Annotated in this window: 16 protein-coding genes; 6 read left to right on the forward strand and 10 right to left on the reverse strand. The window is 61.8% G+C overall.

Annotated elements, in window-relative coordinates; all coding sequences use genetic code 11:
• Window positions 1–75: 75 nt before the first annotated feature.
• The 7 genes from QLG10_RS17790 to QLG10_RS17820 form a co-directional block, all read right to left on the reverse strand.
• Entirely contained in the window at window positions 76–1506 is a 1431-nt protein-coding gene (locus tag QLG10_RS17790; protein WP_282487763.1) for a PLP-dependent aminotransferase family protein, read from the reverse strand.
• 199 nt (window positions 1507–1705) lie between these two features.
• Entirely contained in the window at window positions 1706–2410 is a 705-nt protein-coding gene (locus tag QLG10_RS17795; protein WP_110746988.1) for a hypothetical protein, read from the reverse strand.
• A gap of 291 nt (window positions 2411–2701) precedes the next feature.
• The gene (locus QLG10_RS17800; RefSeq protein ID WP_282487764.1) at window positions 2702–3529 is read right to left on the reverse strand and encodes an ABC transporter permease; all 828 of its coding nucleotides are present in this window, start codon (window positions 3527–3529) and stop codon (window positions 2702–2704) included.
• Window positions 3530–3536: 7 nt separating this feature from the next.
• Window positions 3537–4409 (reverse strand): ABC transporter permease, encoded by an 873-nt coding sequence (locus QLG10_RS17805; RefSeq protein ID WP_282487765.1) that lies wholly within the window; start codon window positions 4407–4409, stop codon window positions 3537–3539.
• Window positions 4410–4419: 10 nt separating this feature from the next.
• Window positions 4420–5532, reverse strand: coding sequence for an ABC transporter substrate-binding protein (locus tag QLG10_RS17810; protein WP_179056290.1), 1113 nt, complete (start codon window positions 5530–5532; stop codon window positions 4420–4422).
• A gap of 94 nt (window positions 5533–5626) precedes the next feature.
• Window positions 5627–6718 (reverse strand): ABC transporter ATP-binding protein, encoded by a 1092-nt coding sequence (locus QLG10_RS17815; protein ID WP_282487766.1) that lies wholly within the window; start codon window positions 6716–6718, stop codon window positions 5627–5629.
• Window positions 6719–6983: 265 nt separating this feature from the next.
• A complete protein-coding gene (locus QLG10_RS17820) occupies window positions 6984–7889 on the reverse strand; it encodes a LysR substrate-binding domain-containing protein (RefSeq protein WP_110746997.1) in 906 nt (301 codons plus the stop codon).
• A gap of 147 nt (window positions 7890–8036) precedes the next feature.
• On the opposite strand from QLG10_RS17820, the gene QLG10_RS17825 reads away from it, so the two are divergent.
• The 4 genes from QLG10_RS17825 (at window position 8037) to QLG10_RS17840 (ending at window position 13164) form a co-directional block, all read left to right on the forward strand.
• Window positions 8037–9641, forward strand: a complete 1605-nt coding sequence (locus tag QLG10_RS17825; protein WP_282487767.1) for a 5-guanidino-2-oxopentanoate decarboxylase — start codon at window positions 8037–8039, stop codon at window positions 9639–9641.
• An 81-nt stretch (window positions 9642–9722) separates the two neighbouring features.
• The gene (locus tag QLG10_RS17830; RefSeq protein ID WP_110747000.1) at window positions 9723–11471 is read left to right on the forward strand and encodes an amidohydrolase; all 1749 of its coding nucleotides are present in this window, start codon (window positions 9723–9725) and stop codon (window positions 11469–11471) included.
• Complete coding sequence (locus tag QLG10_RS17835; protein ID WP_188265036.1) at window positions 11468–12412, forward strand: GTP-binding protein; 945 nt, start codon at window positions 11468–11470, stop codon at window positions 12410–12412. The genes QLG10_RS17830 and QLG10_RS17835 overlap by 4 nt, the downstream gene beginning before the upstream one ends.
• Entirely contained in the window at window positions 12409–13164 is a 756-nt protein-coding gene (locus tag QLG10_RS17840) for a class II aldolase/adducin family protein (protein WP_282487768.1), read from the forward strand. The genes QLG10_RS17835 and QLG10_RS17840 overlap by 4 nt, the downstream gene beginning before the upstream one ends.
• Window positions 13165–13312: 148 nt before the next feature.
• On the opposite strand, the gene QLG10_RS17845 is transcribed toward QLG10_RS17840, so the two are convergent.
• Both QLG10_RS17845 and QLG10_RS17850 read right to left on the reverse strand, forming a co-directional pair.
• Window positions 13313–14833, reverse strand: coding sequence for a HAMP domain-containing sensor histidine kinase (locus QLG10_RS17845; RefSeq protein ID WP_282487769.1), 1521 nt, complete (start codon window positions 14831–14833; stop codon window positions 13313–13315).
• The gene (locus tag QLG10_RS17850) at window positions 14830–15549 is read right to left on the reverse strand and encodes a response regulator transcription factor (protein ID WP_083348256.1); all 720 of its coding nucleotides are present in this window, start codon (window positions 15547–15549) and stop codon (window positions 14830–14832) included. Before QLG10_RS17850 ends, QLG10_RS17845 begins: the two co-directional genes overlap by 4 nt.
• A gap of 285 nt (window positions 15550–15834) precedes the next feature.
• Here QLG10_RS17850 and msrB point away from each other — a divergent pair, with 285 nt between their 5' ends.
• Complete coding sequence (gene msrB, locus QLG10_RS17855; protein WP_020795563.1) at window positions 15835–16353, forward strand: peptide-methionine (R)-S-oxide reductase MsrB; 519 nt, start codon at window positions 15835–15837, stop codon at window positions 16351–16353.
• Window positions 16354–16373: 20 nt separating this feature from the next.
• The gene (gene msrA, locus QLG10_RS17860; RefSeq protein ID WP_083348257.1) at window positions 16374–17081 is read left to right on the forward strand and encodes a peptide-methionine (S)-S-oxide reductase MsrA; all 708 of its coding nucleotides are present in this window, start codon (window positions 16374–16376) and stop codon (window positions 17079–17081) included.
• A 6-nt stretch (window positions 17082–17087) separates the two neighbouring features.
• On the opposite strand, the gene QLG10_RS17865 is transcribed toward msrA, so the two are convergent.
• Window positions 17088–18101: a sensor domain-containing diguanylate cyclase gene (locus tag QLG10_RS17865; protein WP_110747009.1), complete on the reverse strand. Its 1014-nt coding sequence runs from the start codon at window positions 18099–18101 to the stop codon at window positions 17088–17090.
• Between the last annotated feature and the right edge of the window lie 54 nt (window positions 18102–18155).

The raw sequence follows: 18155 nt of genomic DNA on the forward strand, positions 1-18155 counted from the left end.
GCAGGCTGCGATCTTTTGATCTTGTTTTTTAAGATCAAAAGATCGCAGCCTGCGGCAGCTCCTACAGGGTGCGGGTCAGCTCTGGTTCTTGAGGAGGCGGCCCAGGGTCTGCAGTGCCTCATCGATCCTCGGTGAATACGGCGCTCCACAGCCGATGCGCACAAAATTCGTGAAACGCTTGGCGTTGGAAAAGATATCCCCAGGTGAAATCTGGATGCCGAGGCTCAGCGCATCATGAAACAGCCCCATGGACGAATGCCGAGCCGGCAACTCTACCCATAGCAAGGTGCCGCCCTGAGGGCGGGTCACTCGGGTGCCCTCGGGAAAATAGCGCATGATCGCCCCGCTCATTTGCTCGCGCTGCTGGGTCAGGGTTTTTCTCAAGCGACGCAGGTAGCGTTCGTAGGAGGGCGTACCCATGAATGCACTGACGGCCAGTTGCGACAGCTTCTCGCAGCCACGGGTTTGCGTGTGCTTGAGCATTTCCACGCGATCGTGCCATTTGCCAGCGCTGATCCAGCCCAGGCGCAGGCCCGGGGCGAGGGTTTTGTTCAGCGAAGCGCAATAGATCACATTGTCGGTGCGGTCCCAGTGCTTGAGGGTGGACAGCGGTTGCTCGGTGTCCACCAGGTCACCGTAGGTGTCGTCCTCGATCAGCACTGTTTCGTGCTCGGCACAGAGCTTCACCAGCCGTGCCTTGTGGGTGTCGGGCATGATGCTGCCCAGCGGATTGTGCAGGTTGGGCATGACGATCAGCGCCTTGATTGGCTCTGGTCCATGCAGCAGGTGTTCAAGGGCCGGCAGGTGAATCCCGGCATGGGTCGAGGCCGGGACTTCCAGCACCCGCAGGTTCAGGCTTTCGAGAATTTGCAGCAGGCCGTAGAAGGTCGGTGACTCCACGGCCACGGTATCGCCGGGACGGGTCACGGCACGCAACGCCAGGTTGATCGCTTCGGTGGCGCCGTGAGTGATCACAATGCGTTCGGCCGTCAGGTTGGTTTTGACTGTCAGCATCCGGCGGGCAAGGACGTTGCGCAGTGCACTGTTGCCGCAGGTCGAACTCGTGGTATCGAACAGATGCTGGTCCAGGCGCAACGCCTTGATCATGTTGTCCTGCAAGGTCTTGAGCGGATAGAGCTGCGGCGCGCAATAGGCGCTGGCAAAATTGACCTTGACCGTGGCGCGCTGACTGGCCTTCAGGACCGAGGAAACCTTTTCATGGATGCCCACGTAGACCCCATTCTCCAGTGCCGGGGGCAGGGCGATCGGCGTGGGTCCGGGCGCAGTGTCGGGCTGACGAATGTAGTTGCCGGAGCGCGGTCGGGCTTCCAGCACGCCATGGTCTTCGAGCTCCCGACAGACCTGTACGGCGGTGGACAGGCTGACGGCGTGTTTTTCCATCATCAGGCGGATCGAGGGCAGGCGCTCGCCGGTCTTCAGGGTGCCGCTGCGGATTGCGTCCAGGTAGTGGTTGGCCAACTGACGGTACAGGGGTGGCGTGTTCATGATGACCTCAGCAGTCGCACCACTGAGGTCTTGGGCTGGAAAGTGAGTTGACGCTCCCCGCAGGCGGCCCCGTGGTGCAGGTGGGTGAAGGGAAGTGTTTCTCTGGCCTTGATACTGGAACACTAAACGCGGTTTTGCAGGAATCGCGGGCAATAAAAAGCCCCGCACGGGGGCGGGGCTCTGAGGATGCCGGCGCGGCTTACTGGGCGGCGATGCTGTAGCCGTCGAAGGCGGTCTGCTGTTGCAGGGCGGTGATGATGTTCTTGCGGTTCACGGCCTGTTCGGCGCCCTGGTTGTCCAGGAACGTCTCGCTTTGCAGCTCTGCCTCGTCGCCTTCGCCAACGAAGCTGAAACCGAGGAACTCCAGGGCTTCACGGTCGACGTTCAGGCGCGAGCGCGGGGTGCGCAGCGGCAAGGTGACGCTCATGCCGTCCTTGCTGATGGTGAACACTTCGACTTCTTTTTTCGCCTTGGCGGCCTTGCTCTTGCCGCCACTCGGGTTGCTGATGGCCTGGTGCGTCTGGTTCAGCACCTTGAGGGCCAGGCCGTAGACGATTTCCTGGAAAGCCGGGTCGTCCTTGAAACTGGACAGGATGCGGCTGATCGGGAATTTGCTGCTCAAGTCTTCGAGGGCGGCGATGTCGGCGGCCTCGGCGTCCTTGAGTTGCTTGAGTTCACCCATCAGTTCGTAGGCTTTATCGTCGTCGAAGCTGTCATGGGCCTGGCGGATCGCGGCGCGTAGCTCGCGGATCTGCTCGCTTTCGCGGGTGGACTGGAAAGCGTCCAGGACCATCTCGCTGATGGTCTTGGCCTGGGGCACATGCTGTGAAAGATTGATGGAGTTTTCGTATTCCGCTTTGGACGACAAGGTGACTACGGATTCAGCGGTGTTGGAATCGGACATTGAAATTTCACTACTTCTTTGAACTTGAATAGGGGCGAGAAAGCCCGGGGGCTTTTTCAGGCCGACTAATCTATTGGACCGGGGCGCGGATGTCACGGAGCAACAGGCAGCTGGTCATTTTTTTGCCTTTCTGTGGGAGCGAGCCTGCTCGCGATGGACGACAGAACACCGCGGGGTGTCAGGCTGCCAGCGTTATCGTTGACGTCCATCGCGAGCAGGCTCGCTCCTACAGAAGATGCAAAAAAGCCCCACGGTCATGACAAACGCGGGGCTTTCCGTCCGGTAGTGTGTTTATGGATGCAACAGTTTCTGCGCGCGTTTTTCCGCCAAGTGTTGAGCCACCAACCGCCCGATCAGCACCAGCAAGGTCAGCGAGATCAGCAGCACCGAAATCGCCGCCACGCTCGGATCAACGTTATCGCGCAAGCCGCTCCAGATCCGCTTGGGCAGGGTGTCGACGTTGACGCTGGTGATGAACAACGTCACCGCCACTTCTTCCCACGACAGCGCGAAACCCAACAGGGCGGTGGACGCCAGCCCCAGCTTGAGGTTCGGCAGGATCACCATGAAGGTGGTCTGCATCAGGCTGGCGCCGAGGTTGCGTGAGGCCAGTTCAATGCGTCGGTCGATCTGGCTGAGGGCAACCAGCATGGTCACCACGCCGTATGGCACCACCATGATCACGTGGGCGATCACCACGCCGGTCAGGGTGTCGTAGCCCATGCCGGGTGCGAAGCGGCCGAGCTTGGTTTCCATGAAGTACAGCACCAGCGCGGAAATCACCGGCGGAATCGCCATCGGCAGCAGCACCAGGCCGATCAACGCCGTGGCCCATTTGGAGCGCATGTACCAGATGCCGAGGCTGAAGCTGGCGGCCAGCAGGGTCGCGATGATGCTCGTGGCGAAGGCGATGGTCAGGCTTTGGCTGATGGCATGGAACCAGTCAGGGTTGCTCACCAGCGCTTCGTAATGCCGCAGCGACCAATTGCCTTGGGGCATCGACAGGAAACGCTTGCTGGTGAACGACACCGGGATGACCGTCAGCAACGGGAACAGCATGAAGGCCATGGCGACCACGGCCAGCAGGCGGGTACTCAGGCTTGTACGATGGGTGTTCATAGTGATCTCAGCCTACCAGTCGGTTCACGCGGGTCATTTTCAACAGCACCCAGATCAATGCGCTGACCAGGGCCAGCAGCACCACGCTCAGTGCCGCCCCCAGACCCCAGTTGCTGGTCTGGAACATCTGCAGGAACACGTATTCGGCGATCATCACCGTTTGCCCGCCACCCAACAGCACCGGTGTGATGAAGAAGCCCAGGCAGAACACGAAGACCATGATGAACGCGCCCAGGATGCCCGGCAGGGTCTGTGGCAGCAGCACTTGCCAGAAGGTGCGCAAGGCACCTGCACCCAGCCCGCGCGAGGCCATGAGCACGCGTTGATCGAGTTGACGCATGGTCGATAACAGCGGGAACACCGCATACGGGATCATCACGTGGAGCATGCCGATGACCACGCCGATTTCATTGCGGCTCAGTTGCAGGGGTTGATCGATCAGGCCCATGCCCAACAGGCTTTCGTTGAGCACACCATTGCTGCGCAGGGCGATCAGCCAGCCGAAGGCGCGTACCAGCACGGAAATCCAGAACGGGATGAAGATGCAGATCTCCACCACCCGCTGCCAGAACGGCGGGCTGAACACCCAGCAGTACGCCAGCAGGTAACCGATCATCAAGGCCAGGCCACTGACAGTCAGGCACAGGCGCAAGGTGCGCCAGAGCATCTCGTGGATCGCCGGGTCGGTGGCGATGCGCTGGTACTGCTCGATGCCTGGAGTGGGCAGCGAGAAGCTCCAGCCGACCACGCCGAGAAACGGCAACACGTAGAAGACCAGCAGCAGCAACGGCAGCGGAAACAGCAGCAAGCCACGCTCCAGGCCCGGCGAGCTGACGCGCGGCTTGGGGGCGGCCAGGGTTGAAGTCAGGGTCGTAGTCATGGTCGATGGCTCACTTGGACAACCGCGTCAGGTACTCTTCCAGGGCTTTGGAGTAGTTATCGGCGTACCACTGGGCATTGAGGGCGATCTGTTTTTTCAGGTTCGCTTCGGAGCCGCAGTTGGCTTCCAGCTGCTCGGCCGACATCAGTTTTTCGGTCGCGCTGTTCGACGGACCATTGCCCAGTGCTTCGAACAACTTGAGCTGGCCTTCAGGCTGCATGGCTTGCTGAATGAACTGCATGGCCGGCTGGGTGCCCGCCGGGTTGCCGTTCAGCACGGCCCAGCTGCTGGAGTTGATGAAACCGTTGTCGAAGCTCCAGCGCACGCGGTTGTCGGTGTCTTCGCTGAGCAGTTTGGCGCGGGTGTGCCAGATCGCCCCCACCGACACTTCGCCGTCGACCATCAATTGCTGGCTCTCGGCGCCCGAGCTCCAGAACGACAGCACGTGAGGCTTGATCTCGTCGATCTTCTTCAAAGCCCGCGGCACGTCCAGCGGGTAGAGCTGATCAGCGGGAACGCCGTCGGCGAGCAGGGCCGCTTCGAGCATCCCGTTCATCCATTTGTACAGCGTGCGCTTGCCCGGGAATTTCTTTACGTCCCAGAAATCCGCCCAGGTCTTTGGCCCGTTGTCGCCGAATTTTGCGCTGTCCCAGGCCATCACGTAGCTGAACTGGTAGCTGGCGATGCCGAAGTCAGAGCTGAGCGCCGGGGCTGCCTGATCGCGCTTGATGGTGGTGTAGTCCAGCGGTTGCAGGATCTTCTCGCGACCCAGCACAATGGCGCTGTAGCTCTCGACGTCGACCACGTCCCAGCTCGGTTGTCCGCTGGCCAACTGCGAGCGGATCGCGCCCTCGGTCGGGCCGGCGCCGTCGATGCGCACCTGGATGCCGGTGTTTTTGGTAAAGGTGTCTGTCCATGCCGAACGGAACGCGTTCAAGGCATCACCGCCCCAGTTGACCACCACCAGCGGCTTGTCCGCCGACCAGCTGATGCCACTGCGCATCGCCAGCGGTACTGCCGCCAACAGGCCCATGGCCTGGATGAAGGTGCGACGATTGATCTGACCGCCACGGGCTTTTTCGATTAGCACTTCGATGCAGTCTTGTTGGTGATCCTGGCGCATTGGGCAAGTCCTCAGTCGGCGGATGCCTGCGTGGGCACCGGCCTTTTTGTTGTCATTGGAAGAGAGCTTTGTGACGCAATGTGTTGGGGGGGAATCAGGCCTGGAGCAGGAAGCTTTGCTGCACCGGCCAGCTCAGCCAAACCGGCGCACCGCTGGGCATCAGCGCGCCCGGGTGATTGCCCGGTACGGACAGGTTGATCGGCAATGTATCGCCGCCGACTTTTAGCGCCAGGTGGGTGCTGGAGCCTTGATAGACCTTGTCTGTGAGCTGCGCGGGCATCACGTTGTAGCCCTCCGTGGTCGGGCAATCGCTGTGCAGTTCCATGTGCTCTGGGCGTACGGCCAATACGATCGGCGCATTGCTCAATGCGTTCGGTGCAACGGCGTGTAACACGCTGGTGCCACAGCGGCCGCTGGCGGTCTGGCCGTTGCGGGTCAGGTTGTCCAGCGGGAACAGGTTCATCTTGCCCAGGAACTCGGCGACGAAACGGCTCTCGGGGCGGTTATAGATGTTTTCCGGCGTGTCGACCTGGGTCAGCTTGCCGTGGTTGAAAATCGCGATGCGCGAGGACAGCGCCAGGGCTTCGTTCTGGTCGTGGGTGACGAAGACGAAACTGGTGCCGACCTGACGGTGGATGCGTTGCAATTCGGTTTGCAGCTGTTCGCGCAGGTTCTTGTCCAGGGCTGACAGCGGTTCGTCGAGCAGCAACAGTTCCGGTTCGAACACCAGCGCCCGGGCAATCGCTACGCGCTGCTGTTGGCCACCGGACAGCTCGGCGGGCTTCTTGTGCATGTGCGCTCCGAGGCCGACCACTTCAAGGATGTGCTTGACCCGGCGATTGCGTTCTTCGGCCGCGACTTTGCGGATGCGCAGCGGGTAGGCGACGTTGTCGGCCACGCTCATGTGCGGGAACAGTGCATAACCCTGGAACACCATGCCGTAGTTCCGCTTCTCGGCGGAGCGCCGGATGATGTCGACGCCTTGCTCCATCAGCTTGCCTGAGGTCGGGCTGAGGAAACCGGCCAGGATCATCAGCAAGGTGGTCTTGCCCGAGCCGGAGGGGCCCAGCAGGGTCAGGAATTCGCCTTGGCGAACATCCAGGTCGACGTTATCCAGCGCCGCGAAACGGCCGTAATACTGGCTGATACCTTGAGCGCTGAGCTGAATCGCTGAACGGCTGGACACAATGAGGTTCCTCTTTTTATTGCCCATAAGACGTACGAGGACGGATGCGAATCCGAAATGGGCTTTGGGCGTATTATTGTTAAAAATATCGCTACATCAATGGAATTATTTTGCCCGTATTGGTTAGTTTTTTTACTCATTTGCCGGTGTCGCCCAGACGGCTTTTCTGTAGGAGCCGGCTTGCTGGCGATAGCGTTCTTCAGGCCGCCATCGCCAGCAAGCCGGCTCCTACAGATCTGCGGTGGTCAGGCATCCCGCTCTGTCCTCAGAGGGTGTCCTGCCAGGTCTGGTGGGAGGACTGCAGCTGCGTCTTGACCCAGTTGCTGAAGGCCTGGACCACTGCGCGCTCGGCCTTTTGCGGATCGGCGGCGAGGTAGTAGCCACGGTGCAGGTCAATGGTGATGTCGAAGGGGCGTACCAGCAGGCCCTTGGACAAGGCATCGCCGCTAATCAGGTTGTCGCCGATCGCGATACCCTGGCCGGCAATGCACGCCGACTGCGCGCAGTGCGCATCGGAGAACAGGATGCCGCTCGTCGCGTTGACCCCCGAAGCCCCCGCGGCGGTCAGCCAGACGCGCCAGTCCGAATAATCGGTCATGTGCAACAGCGGGTAGTTGCTCAGTTCCTGCGGGTTTTTCAGGCCGCTCAGGGCGTTGATCAGGCGCGGGCTGCACACCGGGAAGAAGCGCAGCGCAACGATTTCTTCGACCACCATCTCCGGCCAGTCGCCAATCCCGTAGGCGATGAACAGGTCGGCGCCGGGGTTGTTGATATCGTCCGGTGTGCGTGGGGAAATCAGCTGCAATTGCACCTGCGGATACTGGCGCAGGAACGCGCCGATGTGGTGGCACAGCCAATAGGTGGCAAACCCCGGTGCGCAACTGACGCACAGCCGGCCGGAGATTTCCTGGTCGTCGACCAACTGCCCGGCATCGAGCAGGTTCAACAAGATCCCGTGCACCTCCCTGGCGTAACGTTCGCCCTGGTAAGTCAGGCCAATGCCGCGGCCAATGCGCTCGGTGAGGGGGAAGCCGACACATTCCTCCAGCTTGCTGATCTGGTGGCTGATGGCGCTACGGGTCAGGTTCAGCTCACGGGCCGCAACCGACACGCTGCCGGTGCGGGCGACTGCGTCCAGCGCGCGAAGGGCGGTCATCGAAGGAAAACGCATAAATCATCCCGGTCTTGTTGTGAGCTCGTATGGTGACGTAAATCGAACAGTCAGGCCAAAAAAAATCGATTGTTGTATCGGTTGATTCAACAATACTAGCGCCAATTGTCCTTGGGCCGATATCGCCCATCATCAAAGAGGTGCTGCATGACCCGTTGTGCCCAGGCGCTCGTTCAGTTGCTGGAAGGTTATGGCGTTGAAACCGTCTTCGGCATTCCCGGCGTGCACACCGTCGAGCTGTATCGCGGCTTGCACGGCAGCCGCCTGCAACACGTCAGCCCACGCCACGAGCAGGGCGCCGGGTTCATGGCCGACGGTTATGCCCGCGCCAGCGGCAAGCCGGGGGTGTGTTTCATCATCACCGGTCCCGGCATGACCAACATCATCACCGCCATGGGCCAGGCGTATGCGGACTCGGTACCGATGCTGGTGATCTCCACCTGCAACCGTCGCGAGCACTTGCGCCTTGGGCACGGTCACCTGCATGAACTGCCGGACCAGCGTGCGCTGGTCGCCGGTGTCTGCGCCTTCAGCCATACGCTGCAGCACCCGTCGCAGTTGCCGGAAGTGCTGGCGCGGGCCTTTGCCCTGTTCGGCTGCACGCGGCCACGGCCGGTGCACATCGAGATTCCGCTGGACGTGCTGGAAATGCCTGCCGATGGCCTGGACTTGCGCCCGCGGGCATTGCCGGCAGCACCGGCCCCGGCAGCCACGGCCATCGCCGGCGCAGTCGAATTGATCCAGGCGGCGAAGCGTCCGTTGATCCTTGCCGGTGGCGGCGCGCGCCGCGCCAGCGAGGCCCTGACTGCACTCGCCGAACGCTTGCAGGCCCCCGTGGCATTGACCACCAACGCCCGTGGTTTGCTGGCTCCCGAGCATCCGTTATTGCTCGACGGTGTGCAGTCTTCGGCCCTCGGCCGCGAGCTGTTCGCCGAGGCCGACGTGGTGCTGGCGGTCGGCACTGAGCTGGGGGAAACCGACTACGACTTTTTCGGCCTTGGCCCCTTGCAGTTCAAGGCGCCGCTGATTCGCCTGGACATCGACCCGCTACAGATACTCGGGGTGCAGGCGGCTACGGTCGGCTTGTTGGGTGACGCCGAACAAGGCTTGCTCGCGTTACTGGCGCAACTGCCGCAACGCGAGGCCGATGGCGCCTGGGCCGCTGCGCGGGTGAGTCGGGTCAACGCCCTTGAACAGGCCGGCTGGACGGCGAAACAAAATCGCATGCAAGCGCTGCTCGATACGCTGCGCGATTGCCTGCCCCAACCGCTGATCGTCGGTGATTCGACCCAGCCGGTGTACCAGGGCGCCCTGGGCTACCGGGCGCCAACACCCAACAGCTGGTTCAACGCCGGCAGTGGCTACGGCACCCTCGGCTACGGCTTGCCCGCCGCCATCGGCGCCAAGCTCGCGCAACCCTTGCGTCCGGTGGTGGCGTTGGTGGGCGACGGTGGCTTGCAGTTTTCCAGCGCCGAACTGATCGCCGCCAGGGAAGCCGGCGTTGGCGTGATCCTGCTGCTGTGGAACAACAGCAGCTACGCCGAAATCCGCGACTACATGAACGCCAGGGCGGTGCCCTTGCTCGGGGTGGACATCCTCACGCCGGACTTCGCCGCTCTCGCGCAAAGCTGCCACGTCTCCCACCACCGGGCGAGCACTCTGCAAGCGCTGCGCGAGCTGCTGGGGCAACTCGGCAATTGCCATGAACCGGTGATGATCGAGGTCGATGCGGCAACGTTTCTGGCTGATTAAAACAACAACAATTTTTTCAGGCCCCCGATGCGCCCGACGCCCGGTGGACCTTTCAATCTCCTGAACTCAAAGGTGGCTTACATGGCTGAGTCCGATAACTTTTCCTCTACCCATTCCGTGCAGGGGACCTATGCCGACCTGATCCTGGCCAACGGTCGTATCTACACCCAGGACCTTGCCAACCCGTGGGCCGAGGCCGTGGCCATTCGCGACGGCAAGTTGATCGGTGTTGCCAGCCTTGGTCAGATCGAGATGTTCAAGGGCCCGAACACCCGCGTGCATGACCTGCAAGGTGCGTTCTGCATGCCGGGCCTGCACGACATGCACACCCACCCCGATCTCGCACTGGCGCCGCGCTACGCCGATGACCTCGACGTCGGCATCGAAGACCCGACCCCGGAACAGCTGCGCGAAAGCATTCTCGCCTACGCCGACAGCCATCCCGGCGATGGCTGGATCTACGGCCAATACTGGGTGCGCTACACCTTCCGCGAAGCGGGCCTGACCCCGGGGCGTGCCTGGCTCGACAGCGTCATGCCTGACCGTCCCGTGGCGCTGCTCGACCGCATGTGGGGCACCATGATGGTCAACTCCAAGGCCCTGGAACTGGCTGGGATCGATGGCAACACCTCAGACCCGCGCAACGGCTATTTCGAGCGTGACGAACTGACCGGCGAACCCACCGGCCTGATGATCGATGGCGCCTACGCGATGATCCACGCCGCCATGCCGCCGACACCGGTCAGCGTGCTGCGCCGCGCTTATCGCGATGGCGTGCACTTCCAGAGCTCGCGCGGGGTCACGGCAAGCAAGTATGTGCACGTCTGCGAACAGCGCTTGCAAGCCCTGAAGGCGCTCGATGACAGCGGTGAACTGACCGTGCGCATCGAAGCGGCGATCAGTTGGCAGGACGACATCTTCCCGGTGCGTCGTCGCTGGGAATTGCTGGCGGGCGAGCGTCACTACTATCGCAGCGCACGCCTGAGCGCCAACGCGGTGAAGTTTCACTTCGACGGTACCGTGGAGCCAAAGTCTTCGTACCTGCTGACCCCATGGCCAGAGGAAAAGAGCTGGCGCGGCAAGCTCAACCTGACACCGGAGCACATCACCGACATGGTGGTGGACATGGACCGCAAGGGCATCCGCGTCATTGCCCATTGCACCGGCGACGGCGCCTCCGACGTGTTCCTCGATGCCGTGGCCGAGGCGCGTCGGCGCAACGGCTTCAGCGGTGTGCGTCACCAGTGCGCCCACAGCACCTTGCTGCACCCGGGCAACCTGCCGCGTTTCAAGGAACTGAATGTCATCGCCGAATTTTCCCCGGCGGCCTGGTACCCGACACCGTTCGCCAGCGGTGCGCGTTCCGGTTACGGCCAGGAACGGCTCAAGCGCATCTACGACTTCAAGGGCGTGCTCGCCGCGGGTGGCACCGCCGTGATGGGCACCGACTGGCCAGTGGCGTCCATCGACCCGTGGCTGGCGCTGGAAACGATGATCACCCGGCAGAACCCGTGGAACGACGACCCGGCCTGCTTCGGCGACCCGATCAGCCTCGAACAGGCGCTGACCGTGATTACCAGCAACGGCGCCGTGGCCATGGGCCTGGAGCACAGCACCGGCAGCCTGCAAGTGGGCAAGTCGGCGGACCTGATCGTGATCGACCGTGACCTGTTTGCTGCACCGGCACGCAACTACATCCACAAGACCCAGGTGCTGCTGACCTTCGTCGAAGGGCAACTGGTCTACGACCGCCATTCGACGCTGGAAGCCGTTGGCCTCAAGGCGGTCTGGCAGGGCGAACCACCGGTGCTGGAGGGCAAGGCGCAATGACCACGCCACGTATTGCCGTGACCGTCGTCTCGGGTTTTCTCGGGGCTGGTAAAACCACCTTGCTCAACCGCATGGTGCGCCGTGCCGAAGGCAGCCGCCTGGCGGTGATCGTCAACGATTTCGGCGAGCTGAACATTGATGCTGCGATCGTTTCGGAGGTGACCGACGCGGTGTACAGCCTGCAAAACGGCTGCATCTGCTGCACCGTGCAAGAAGACCTGCTGGCCCAACTCGGCAGCCTGGCGCAATTGCAGCCGCGGCTGGAGCGCATCGTCATTGAGTGCAGCGGCGTGTCCGATCCGCAGCGCATCGTGCAGACCCTGGCTTATCCACAGCTGCGTAGCCAGATGCAACTGGACATGGTGATCACGGTGGTCGATGCCACTCGCCATCTGCAACTCGACGGCGAGTACGCGCGACTGGCGCGGGCGCAAGTGGCCGCTGCCGATTTGCTGCTGTTGAACAAGACCGATCTGGTCGACGAGACGCAGTTGCAGGCATTGCGCGAGGCGTTGGGGCTCAGGACCCGCGTGCATGAAAGCGTGCAGGCGCAGTTGCCGGATGCGCTGTGGCTGGATACCGAACTGGAGCTTGAACCTCGCAAAGTCAAACCGCTGACACGGGTGTCCGATGGCGATCACGGCGAGATGTTCAGCAGTTGGTTGTGGCAGAGCAACGCGGCCCTGGATGCCGACGGATTACGCGGCTGGTTGCAGGCGCTGCCCAGCGATGTGTTCCGGGTCAAGGGGCTGGTGAAGCTGGCGCAGGGCAACAAGGCGCACTGGCTGCAACACGTCGGTACCCGCAGTCAGTTTTTGCCGGCGACCGACGAAGCCGGCGTCGATACTACCCGGCTGGTGTTCATCGCCCGTCGTGGCTTCGACGGTTGGGAGGCCTTGGGTCAGGGACTTGAGGCCTCTACCGTGAAGGTGAACGCATGAGCCCGACCGAACAACGTTTGCGCGAAGAACTCGCCGCCTGTTATCGCCTGGTGGCGCATTTTCGCATGACCGATTTGATCTTTACCCACATCTCGGTGCGCATTCCGGGGCCGGAGCATCACTTCCTGATCAACCCCTACGGGCTGATGTTCGATGAGATCACCGCGTCCAACCTGGTGAAAATCGACCTCGATGGCAACGCGGTGGAACCGTCGCGGTACCCGGTGAACCCGGCCGGTTTCGTGATCCACAGCGCCATTCACGGTGCTCGTGAAGACGCGCAATGCGTGTTGCATACGCACACCAAATCCGGTTGCGCGGTGGCGGCGTTGAAGTGCGGGCTGTTGCCGGTGAACCAGATTTCCATGGAGTTCTACAACCGTGTGGCCTACCACGACTACGAAGGCGTGGCGCTGGACATGAGCGAACAGCGGCGGCTAGTGGCGGACATGGGCGACAAGCCGGTGCTGATGCTGCGCAATCACGGTTTGCTGACGGTGGGGGAGACGGTGGGGCAGGCGTTCATGCGCATGTATTACCTGGAAAAGGCCTGCGACATTCAGTTGGCAGCCATGGCTGCCGGGGAGTTGGTGTTGCCGTCGCCCGAGGTTTGCGCGCATACCGAGCGGCAGTTCAATGAGCCGGGACGGGCGCTGGAGGAGGGTGAGCTCAATGATCCAGATGCCATGCAACTGGCCTGGGCGGCGTTGCTGAGATTGCTGGAGCGGGTGGCGCCGGATTATCGGGACTGACCTGAGTTCTATATTGTTTGAGCTGGCCTATTCGCGAGCAGGCTCGCTCCCACAGTTGATTTGGGTTGCCACAAATTCTGTGTACGACGCAAATCCCCTGTGGGAGCGAGCCTGCTCGCGAAAGCGGTGTGTCAGGCGCCCTGACTTTTCAGACTTGCCCCGGCGTATTCAGGTTCATCGATCGCTCCGCCAATCCCGCCGCAGTCTGTTCATCGATCGGCAACAAAAACCGAAACGTCGCCCCACGCCCCGGCCTGTCGATCAACTGAATCTCAAGCCCATGCAATTGCAGGATGCGGTGCACAATACGCAACCCCAGCCCGCCATCGCGCCGTGCGCCACCGATATTGAACGGCCGCAAAAACAGACCCTCGCGCAGTTCGGGAGCGATACCAGGGCCAGTGTCGCTGACAGTCACTTCAATGAACGAGCCTTGTGGACGCAATCCCAGTTCGATCTCGCCACCTGGCGGCGTATGGCGCAACGCGTTGTCGAAAAGATTGGTCAACACCCGCTCGATCAATCCCAGGTCAGCGCAGGCTGCAGAAACGTTGGGGGCGAACGTGGCCTTCAATTCAACCTGCCGCGCCTCGGCCGTCAGTTCGAATTTCTGGAAAATGTCCTGGACCAGGTCGGTCAGCGAAAAACGCTCCAGCACCGGTTGCACAAAACCATGTTCCAGGCGCACAAGTTCCAGCAGCGACTGCGCCAGCCCACCGACCTTGCGGCTTTGATCCAGGGCGATGCCCAGGTAGCGGCGGCGGTCGGCGGCGGACAGTGTGGCGTCCTTGAGCGACAGGGTTTCCAGATAGCCGTGCAACGAGGCCAGCGGCGTACGCAGATCGTGGGAGATGTTTGCCACCAGTTCGCGGCGTTCCTGGTCCTGGCGGGTCAATGAGCGCCATTGTTCGCCCAAACGCGCCTGCATCTGCCGGAAGGCGGCGTCGAGAACAGCAATTTCATCGTGGCTGGCGACCTTTTCCAGGGGAACGGGCAGGGCCGGCGTCACCGGGACGCCATCGATGTCGAACTGGCTGACGGTTTCGGTGAGGCGGCGCAATGGCCGGGTGATCAGCGCAAACGCGGTGAGACCGGCAATCAGGCACAACAGCGCGACCAATCCAATGGACATCAGGGCGGTATTGAGCGCAGCACTGGTGGCGCCCCGTTCGGCCAGGCGATCATGGTCTTCACCCAGCAGCACCACGTAGAGATACCCGACGGCCTTGCCATTGACCTTCAACGGTGCGGCGCTGAACACCTTGCGCGCGTCGACGCTGCGCGGATCATCACCGGTAATCGGCAAGGCGTCGCCCCTGAGCAGGCGCTGGATTGGCGCCAGGTCGACACGCTCGCGTCGAATCCGGCCTTCGGGCGCGGCACTGCCGACAATCTTGCCCTCGGTGTCCAACAGGTACACCTCGACACTGGGGTTGACCTGCATCAGCTTGCTGAACAGATCCCGCACGGCATTGGGCATCAGGCCCTGGGTGTCCATCAGCACCGTGTCACTGGCGATATGCTGCGCCAGGTCCCGGGACAACCCTTGCACCACTTCCTGTTCATGCATCTGGTTGGAACGCACCTGCAGCCACGCCGAGGTGCCGCAGCACACCAGCAGTAGCACGGCGAACACCAGGGACAGGCGCTGCGTCAGGGTCAGCCTCATGGCGGCGATTCCTCCCCGGTGGCGAACTTGTAGCCGCGGCCCCAGACCGTGAGGATGCGTACCGGTTGCGCGGGGTCGGCCTCGATCTTGGCGCGCAGGCGATTGATGTGGGTGTTGACCGTATGCTCGTAGCCTTCGTGGCTATAGCCCCAGACGGCGTTGAGCAGGTCCATGCGCGAAAACACCTTGCCCGGTTGGCGGGCGAAAAAGTACAGCAGGTCGAACTCCCGGGGTGTGAGGTCCAGGCGTCGGCCGCCCTGGGACACTTCGCGGGTGATCGGGTCAATGGCCAGGCCGTCGATGAGCAGGCTGCCGGCGTCCATCTTCAGGTTGCGTGCCATGGCATCCACCCGGCGCAGCAGGGCTTTGACCCGGGCCACCAGTTCGAGCATGGAAAACGGCTTGGCCAGGTAATCGTCGGCACCGAGCTCCAGGCCGAGGATCCGGTGCACTTCGCTGGAGCGCGCACTGGTGATGATGATCGGCGTGTAGCGGGCCATGGCGCGGGCGCGGCGGCAGATTTCCAGGCCGTCGACACCGGGCAGCATCAGGTCGAGGATCAGCGCATCCCAGTTGCCTTGCTGCAGCAGGCGCATGCCTTCATTGCCGTCGGCGCTGTGCACCACCTCGAACTGCTCGTCACGCAGGTGCAGGCAGATCAGGTCGGCGATATGCAGGTCGTCCTCGACCACGAGGACGCGTTTGGTCTGTTCCATCCAGCTCGATCCCTCTGCGCATTGTGCGTAATGCCACTCACTGTAGGAGCTGCCGAAGGCTGCGATCTTTTGACTTTGATTTAAAAAAACAAGATCAAAAGATCGCAGCCTGCGGCAGCTCCTACAATCAAGTCAGTCAAGTCAGTGAAGTCATTGAAGGGTCCATTGTGCGGGTTTTTCGCGGCGCGAGTTATCACGAATTGTTTAACTTCCCGTGAGGATTTGGCGATCACCCAAAGCCTAGGCTGTGTTCCATGAAACACCCCTGGATTTTTGGAGACGAGCATGTTTTCACGACGACAATTTCTTCTCGCGAGCGGCGGGCTGGGGGTGGCAGCCCTGGCAATCGGCCTGTTGCCTAAGTTTTCCACAGGCACGGCATTGATCAGCGATGCCAGCGCCGCCGAGGCGTTTGAAGTGACCCACAGCGATAGCGAATGGCACGCCATCCTGAGCGACGAACAGTATGAAATTCTCCGCGAAGAAGGCACTGAACGGGCCTACAGCAGCCCGCTGAACAACGAGCACCGCGACGGCACATTCCTCTGCGCCGGGTGCCAGTTGCCGCTGTTCTCATCGGCGACCAAGTTCGATAGCCATACCGGCTGGCCGAGTTTCTGGGCGCCGCTGGACAAGGCCGTGGCCACTCGCCAGGACCGTTCCTACGGCATGTCGCGCGAAGAGGTGCACTGCCGGCGTTGCGGCGGGCATCTGGGCCATGTCTTCGACGACGGGCCGAAACCGACCGGTTTGCGTTACTGCATGAACGGTCTGGCGCTCAAGTTCGAGCCCAAAGCCGTCTGAATTTCTCAGGAGTCTGTGACATGAAAAATCTTTTCACCTGGCGCCGCACGCTGTTGGGGTTGGCCGCTGCGGGCATCATTGGCCAATGCTCGGCATTTTCCCTGGGCGGGGCTGAAGAGGGCGTGCTCCTGCCCCCACCGGCCCTCGACGAAACCACCCAGGCCCGCAGCGAAACCGCGGTATTTGCCGGTGGTTGCTTCTGGGGTGTGCAAGGGGTGTTCCAGCATGTCAAAGGCGTGAAGAATGCCGTCTCCGGTTACGCCGGTGGCAAAGCTGATACGGCACAGTACGAACGCGTCAGCAGCGGCAGTACCGGTCATGCGGAATCGGTGGAAGTGACCTTCGACCCGAGCCAGGTCAGCTACGGCACCTTGCTGCAGATCTACTTCTCCGTGGCCCACAACCCGACCGAACTCAACCGCCAGGGGCCCGACACCGGCACCCAATACCGTTCGGCGATCTTTACCAAGAGCAGCGAGCAGCAACGGGTCGCCCAGGCCTACATTGCCCAGCTCGATGCCGCGCATTCGTTCGACAAGCCGATCGTGACCAAGCTGGAGAGCTTCAACGGTTTTTATCCGGCCGAAGAAGAGCACCAGGACTTCCTGACCGAGCACCCGACCTATCCCTACATCGTGATCAATGACTTGCCAAAGGTGGCACAGCTCAAGCAACTGTACCCGGATCGCTATCAGGAAAAACCGGTGCTGGTGAAGACGGGGATGTGACGGTCGTTATCCGGTGATCACATTCTTGCCGGCGATTTTCGACCGATACAGTGCCTGATCGGCCCTGGCCATCAGGCCGGTCTGTTGCTCCTCCTCGAAGCGCTGGACCACGCCGAAACTCATGCTCACGTGAAAGTCGCCCACCGATGGCATCTCCGATAGACCCTGGCGGATGGCTTCGGCCAGGGTCCTGGCCTCAGCCAGCGAGGTATCGGGCAGGACCGCGATGAATTCGTCGCCGCCCCAACGGGCCAGCACATCCCCCGCACGCAAACTGCGCTTGACTCGTTCGACCACCTGAATCAAAGCGGCATCGCCCAGTGCATGGCCGTAGTGATCGTTGATGCTCTTGAAGTCGTCGATGTCCATGGCGATCAGTGACAACGGCTGGCGAAAGCGCTGGGACCGCTCGCATTCCTGGCGCAGGGTCTGTTCCAGGCGATAGCGATTGGCGATCGACGTCAGGGCATCGGTTTCAGCCAACTTACGATTTTCTTCCAGTTGCTTCTGCAGTTGCTGATTGACCCTGGACAGCTCGCGGGTGCGTTCTTCAACGAGGGCTTCAAGGGATTGATTGCGCCGCTCGAGGGCTTCGAGCAGGCGCTTCTTGTCTTCGATGCTGCGGTGGGCGCCGACCATCCGCGCCACTGAACCGTCGGCATTGCGTGCCAGCACGTGGCCGCGGTCTTCGATCCAGATATAACGGCCGTCATGCGTGCGGCAGCGGTACTCGGCCTGATACACGGGCGTGCGCTGGCTCAGGTAGTCATCGAACAGGGCCATCACCTGCGGGAAATCATCGGGGTGAATGATGTTTTCCCAGGTCAACACGTTGTTATCCAGGGAGTGCGGCGTGTAGCCGAGCATTTCGTACCAGCGGGCGTTGCGGTAGACGAAGCCGGTGTTGGCGTTCCAGTCCCATATTCCGTCGCTGACCAGTTCCATGATGGTGTGCAGCATGCCTTCGTTCATGTCCGAGACATTGAACTTCAAGGGTTCGATACTCGATGCTTCTCCCATCGCTGCTCTCCCTGGCACGCGCCTGATAGCCAATGACCTGCTCAGTCAGGGAGA

This window comes from Pseudomonas sp. V98_8, from assembly GCF_029967975.1.
GTDB lineage: Bacteria > Pseudomonadota > Gammaproteobacteria > Pseudomonadales > Pseudomonadaceae > Aquipseudomonas > Aquipseudomonas umsongensis.

Coding starts and splice junctions, on each gene's coding strand:
- QLG10_RS17790 (WP_282487763.1), bottom strand. CDS start 1,506: ATGAACACGCCACCCCTGTACCGTCAGTTGGCCAACCACTACCTGGAC.
- QLG10_RS17795 (WP_110746988.1), bottom strand. CDS start 2,410: ATGTCCGATTCCAACACCGCTGAATCCGTAGTCACCTTGTCGTCCAAA.
- QLG10_RS17800 (WP_282487764.1), bottom strand. CDS start 3,529: ATGAACACCCATCGTACAAGCCTGAGTACCCGCCTGCTGGCCGTGGTC.
- QLG10_RS17805 (WP_282487765.1), bottom strand. CDS start 4,409: ATGACTACGACCCTGACTTCAACCCTGGCCGCCCCCAAGCCGCGCGTC.
- QLG10_RS17810 (WP_179056290.1), bottom strand. CDS start 5,532: ATGCGCCAGGATCACCAACAAGACTGCATCGAAGTGCTAATCGAAAAA.
- QLG10_RS17820 (WP_110746997.1), bottom strand. CDS start 7,889: ATGCGTTTTCCTTCGATGACCGCCCTTCGCGCGCTGGACGCAGTCGCC.
- QLG10_RS17825 (WP_282487767.1), top strand. CDS start 8,037: ATGACCCGTTGTGCCCAGGCGCTCGTTCAGTTGCTGGAAGGTTATGGC.
- QLG10_RS17830 (WP_110747000.1), top strand. CDS start 9,723: ATGGCTGAGTCCGATAACTTTTCCTCTACCCATTCCGTGCAGGGGACC.
- QLG10_RS17835 (WP_188265036.1), top strand. CDS start 11,468: ATGACCACGCCACGTATTGCCGTGACCGTCGTCTCGGGTTTTCTCGGG.
- QLG10_RS17840 (WP_282487768.1), top strand. CDS start 12,409: ATGAGCCCGACCGAACAACGTTTGCGCGAAGAACTCGCCGCCTGTTAT.
- QLG10_RS17845 (WP_282487769.1), bottom strand. CDS start 14,833: ATGAGGCTGACCCTGACGCAGCGCCTGTCCCTGGTGTTCGCCGTGCTA.
- QLG10_RS17850 (WP_083348256.1), bottom strand. CDS start 15,549: ATGGAACAGACCAAACGCGTCCTCGTGGTCGAGGACGACCTGCATATC.
- msrB (WP_020795563.1), top strand. CDS start 15,835: ATGTTTTCACGACGACAATTTCTTCTCGCGAGCGGCGGGCTGGGGGTG.
- msrA (WP_083348257.1), top strand. CDS start 16,374: ATGAAAAATCTTTTCACCTGGCGCCGCACGCTGTTGGGGTTGGCCGCT.
- QLG10_RS17865 (WP_110747009.1), bottom strand. CDS start 18,101: ATGGGAGAAGCATCGAGTATCGAACCCTTGAAGTTCAATGTCTCGGAC.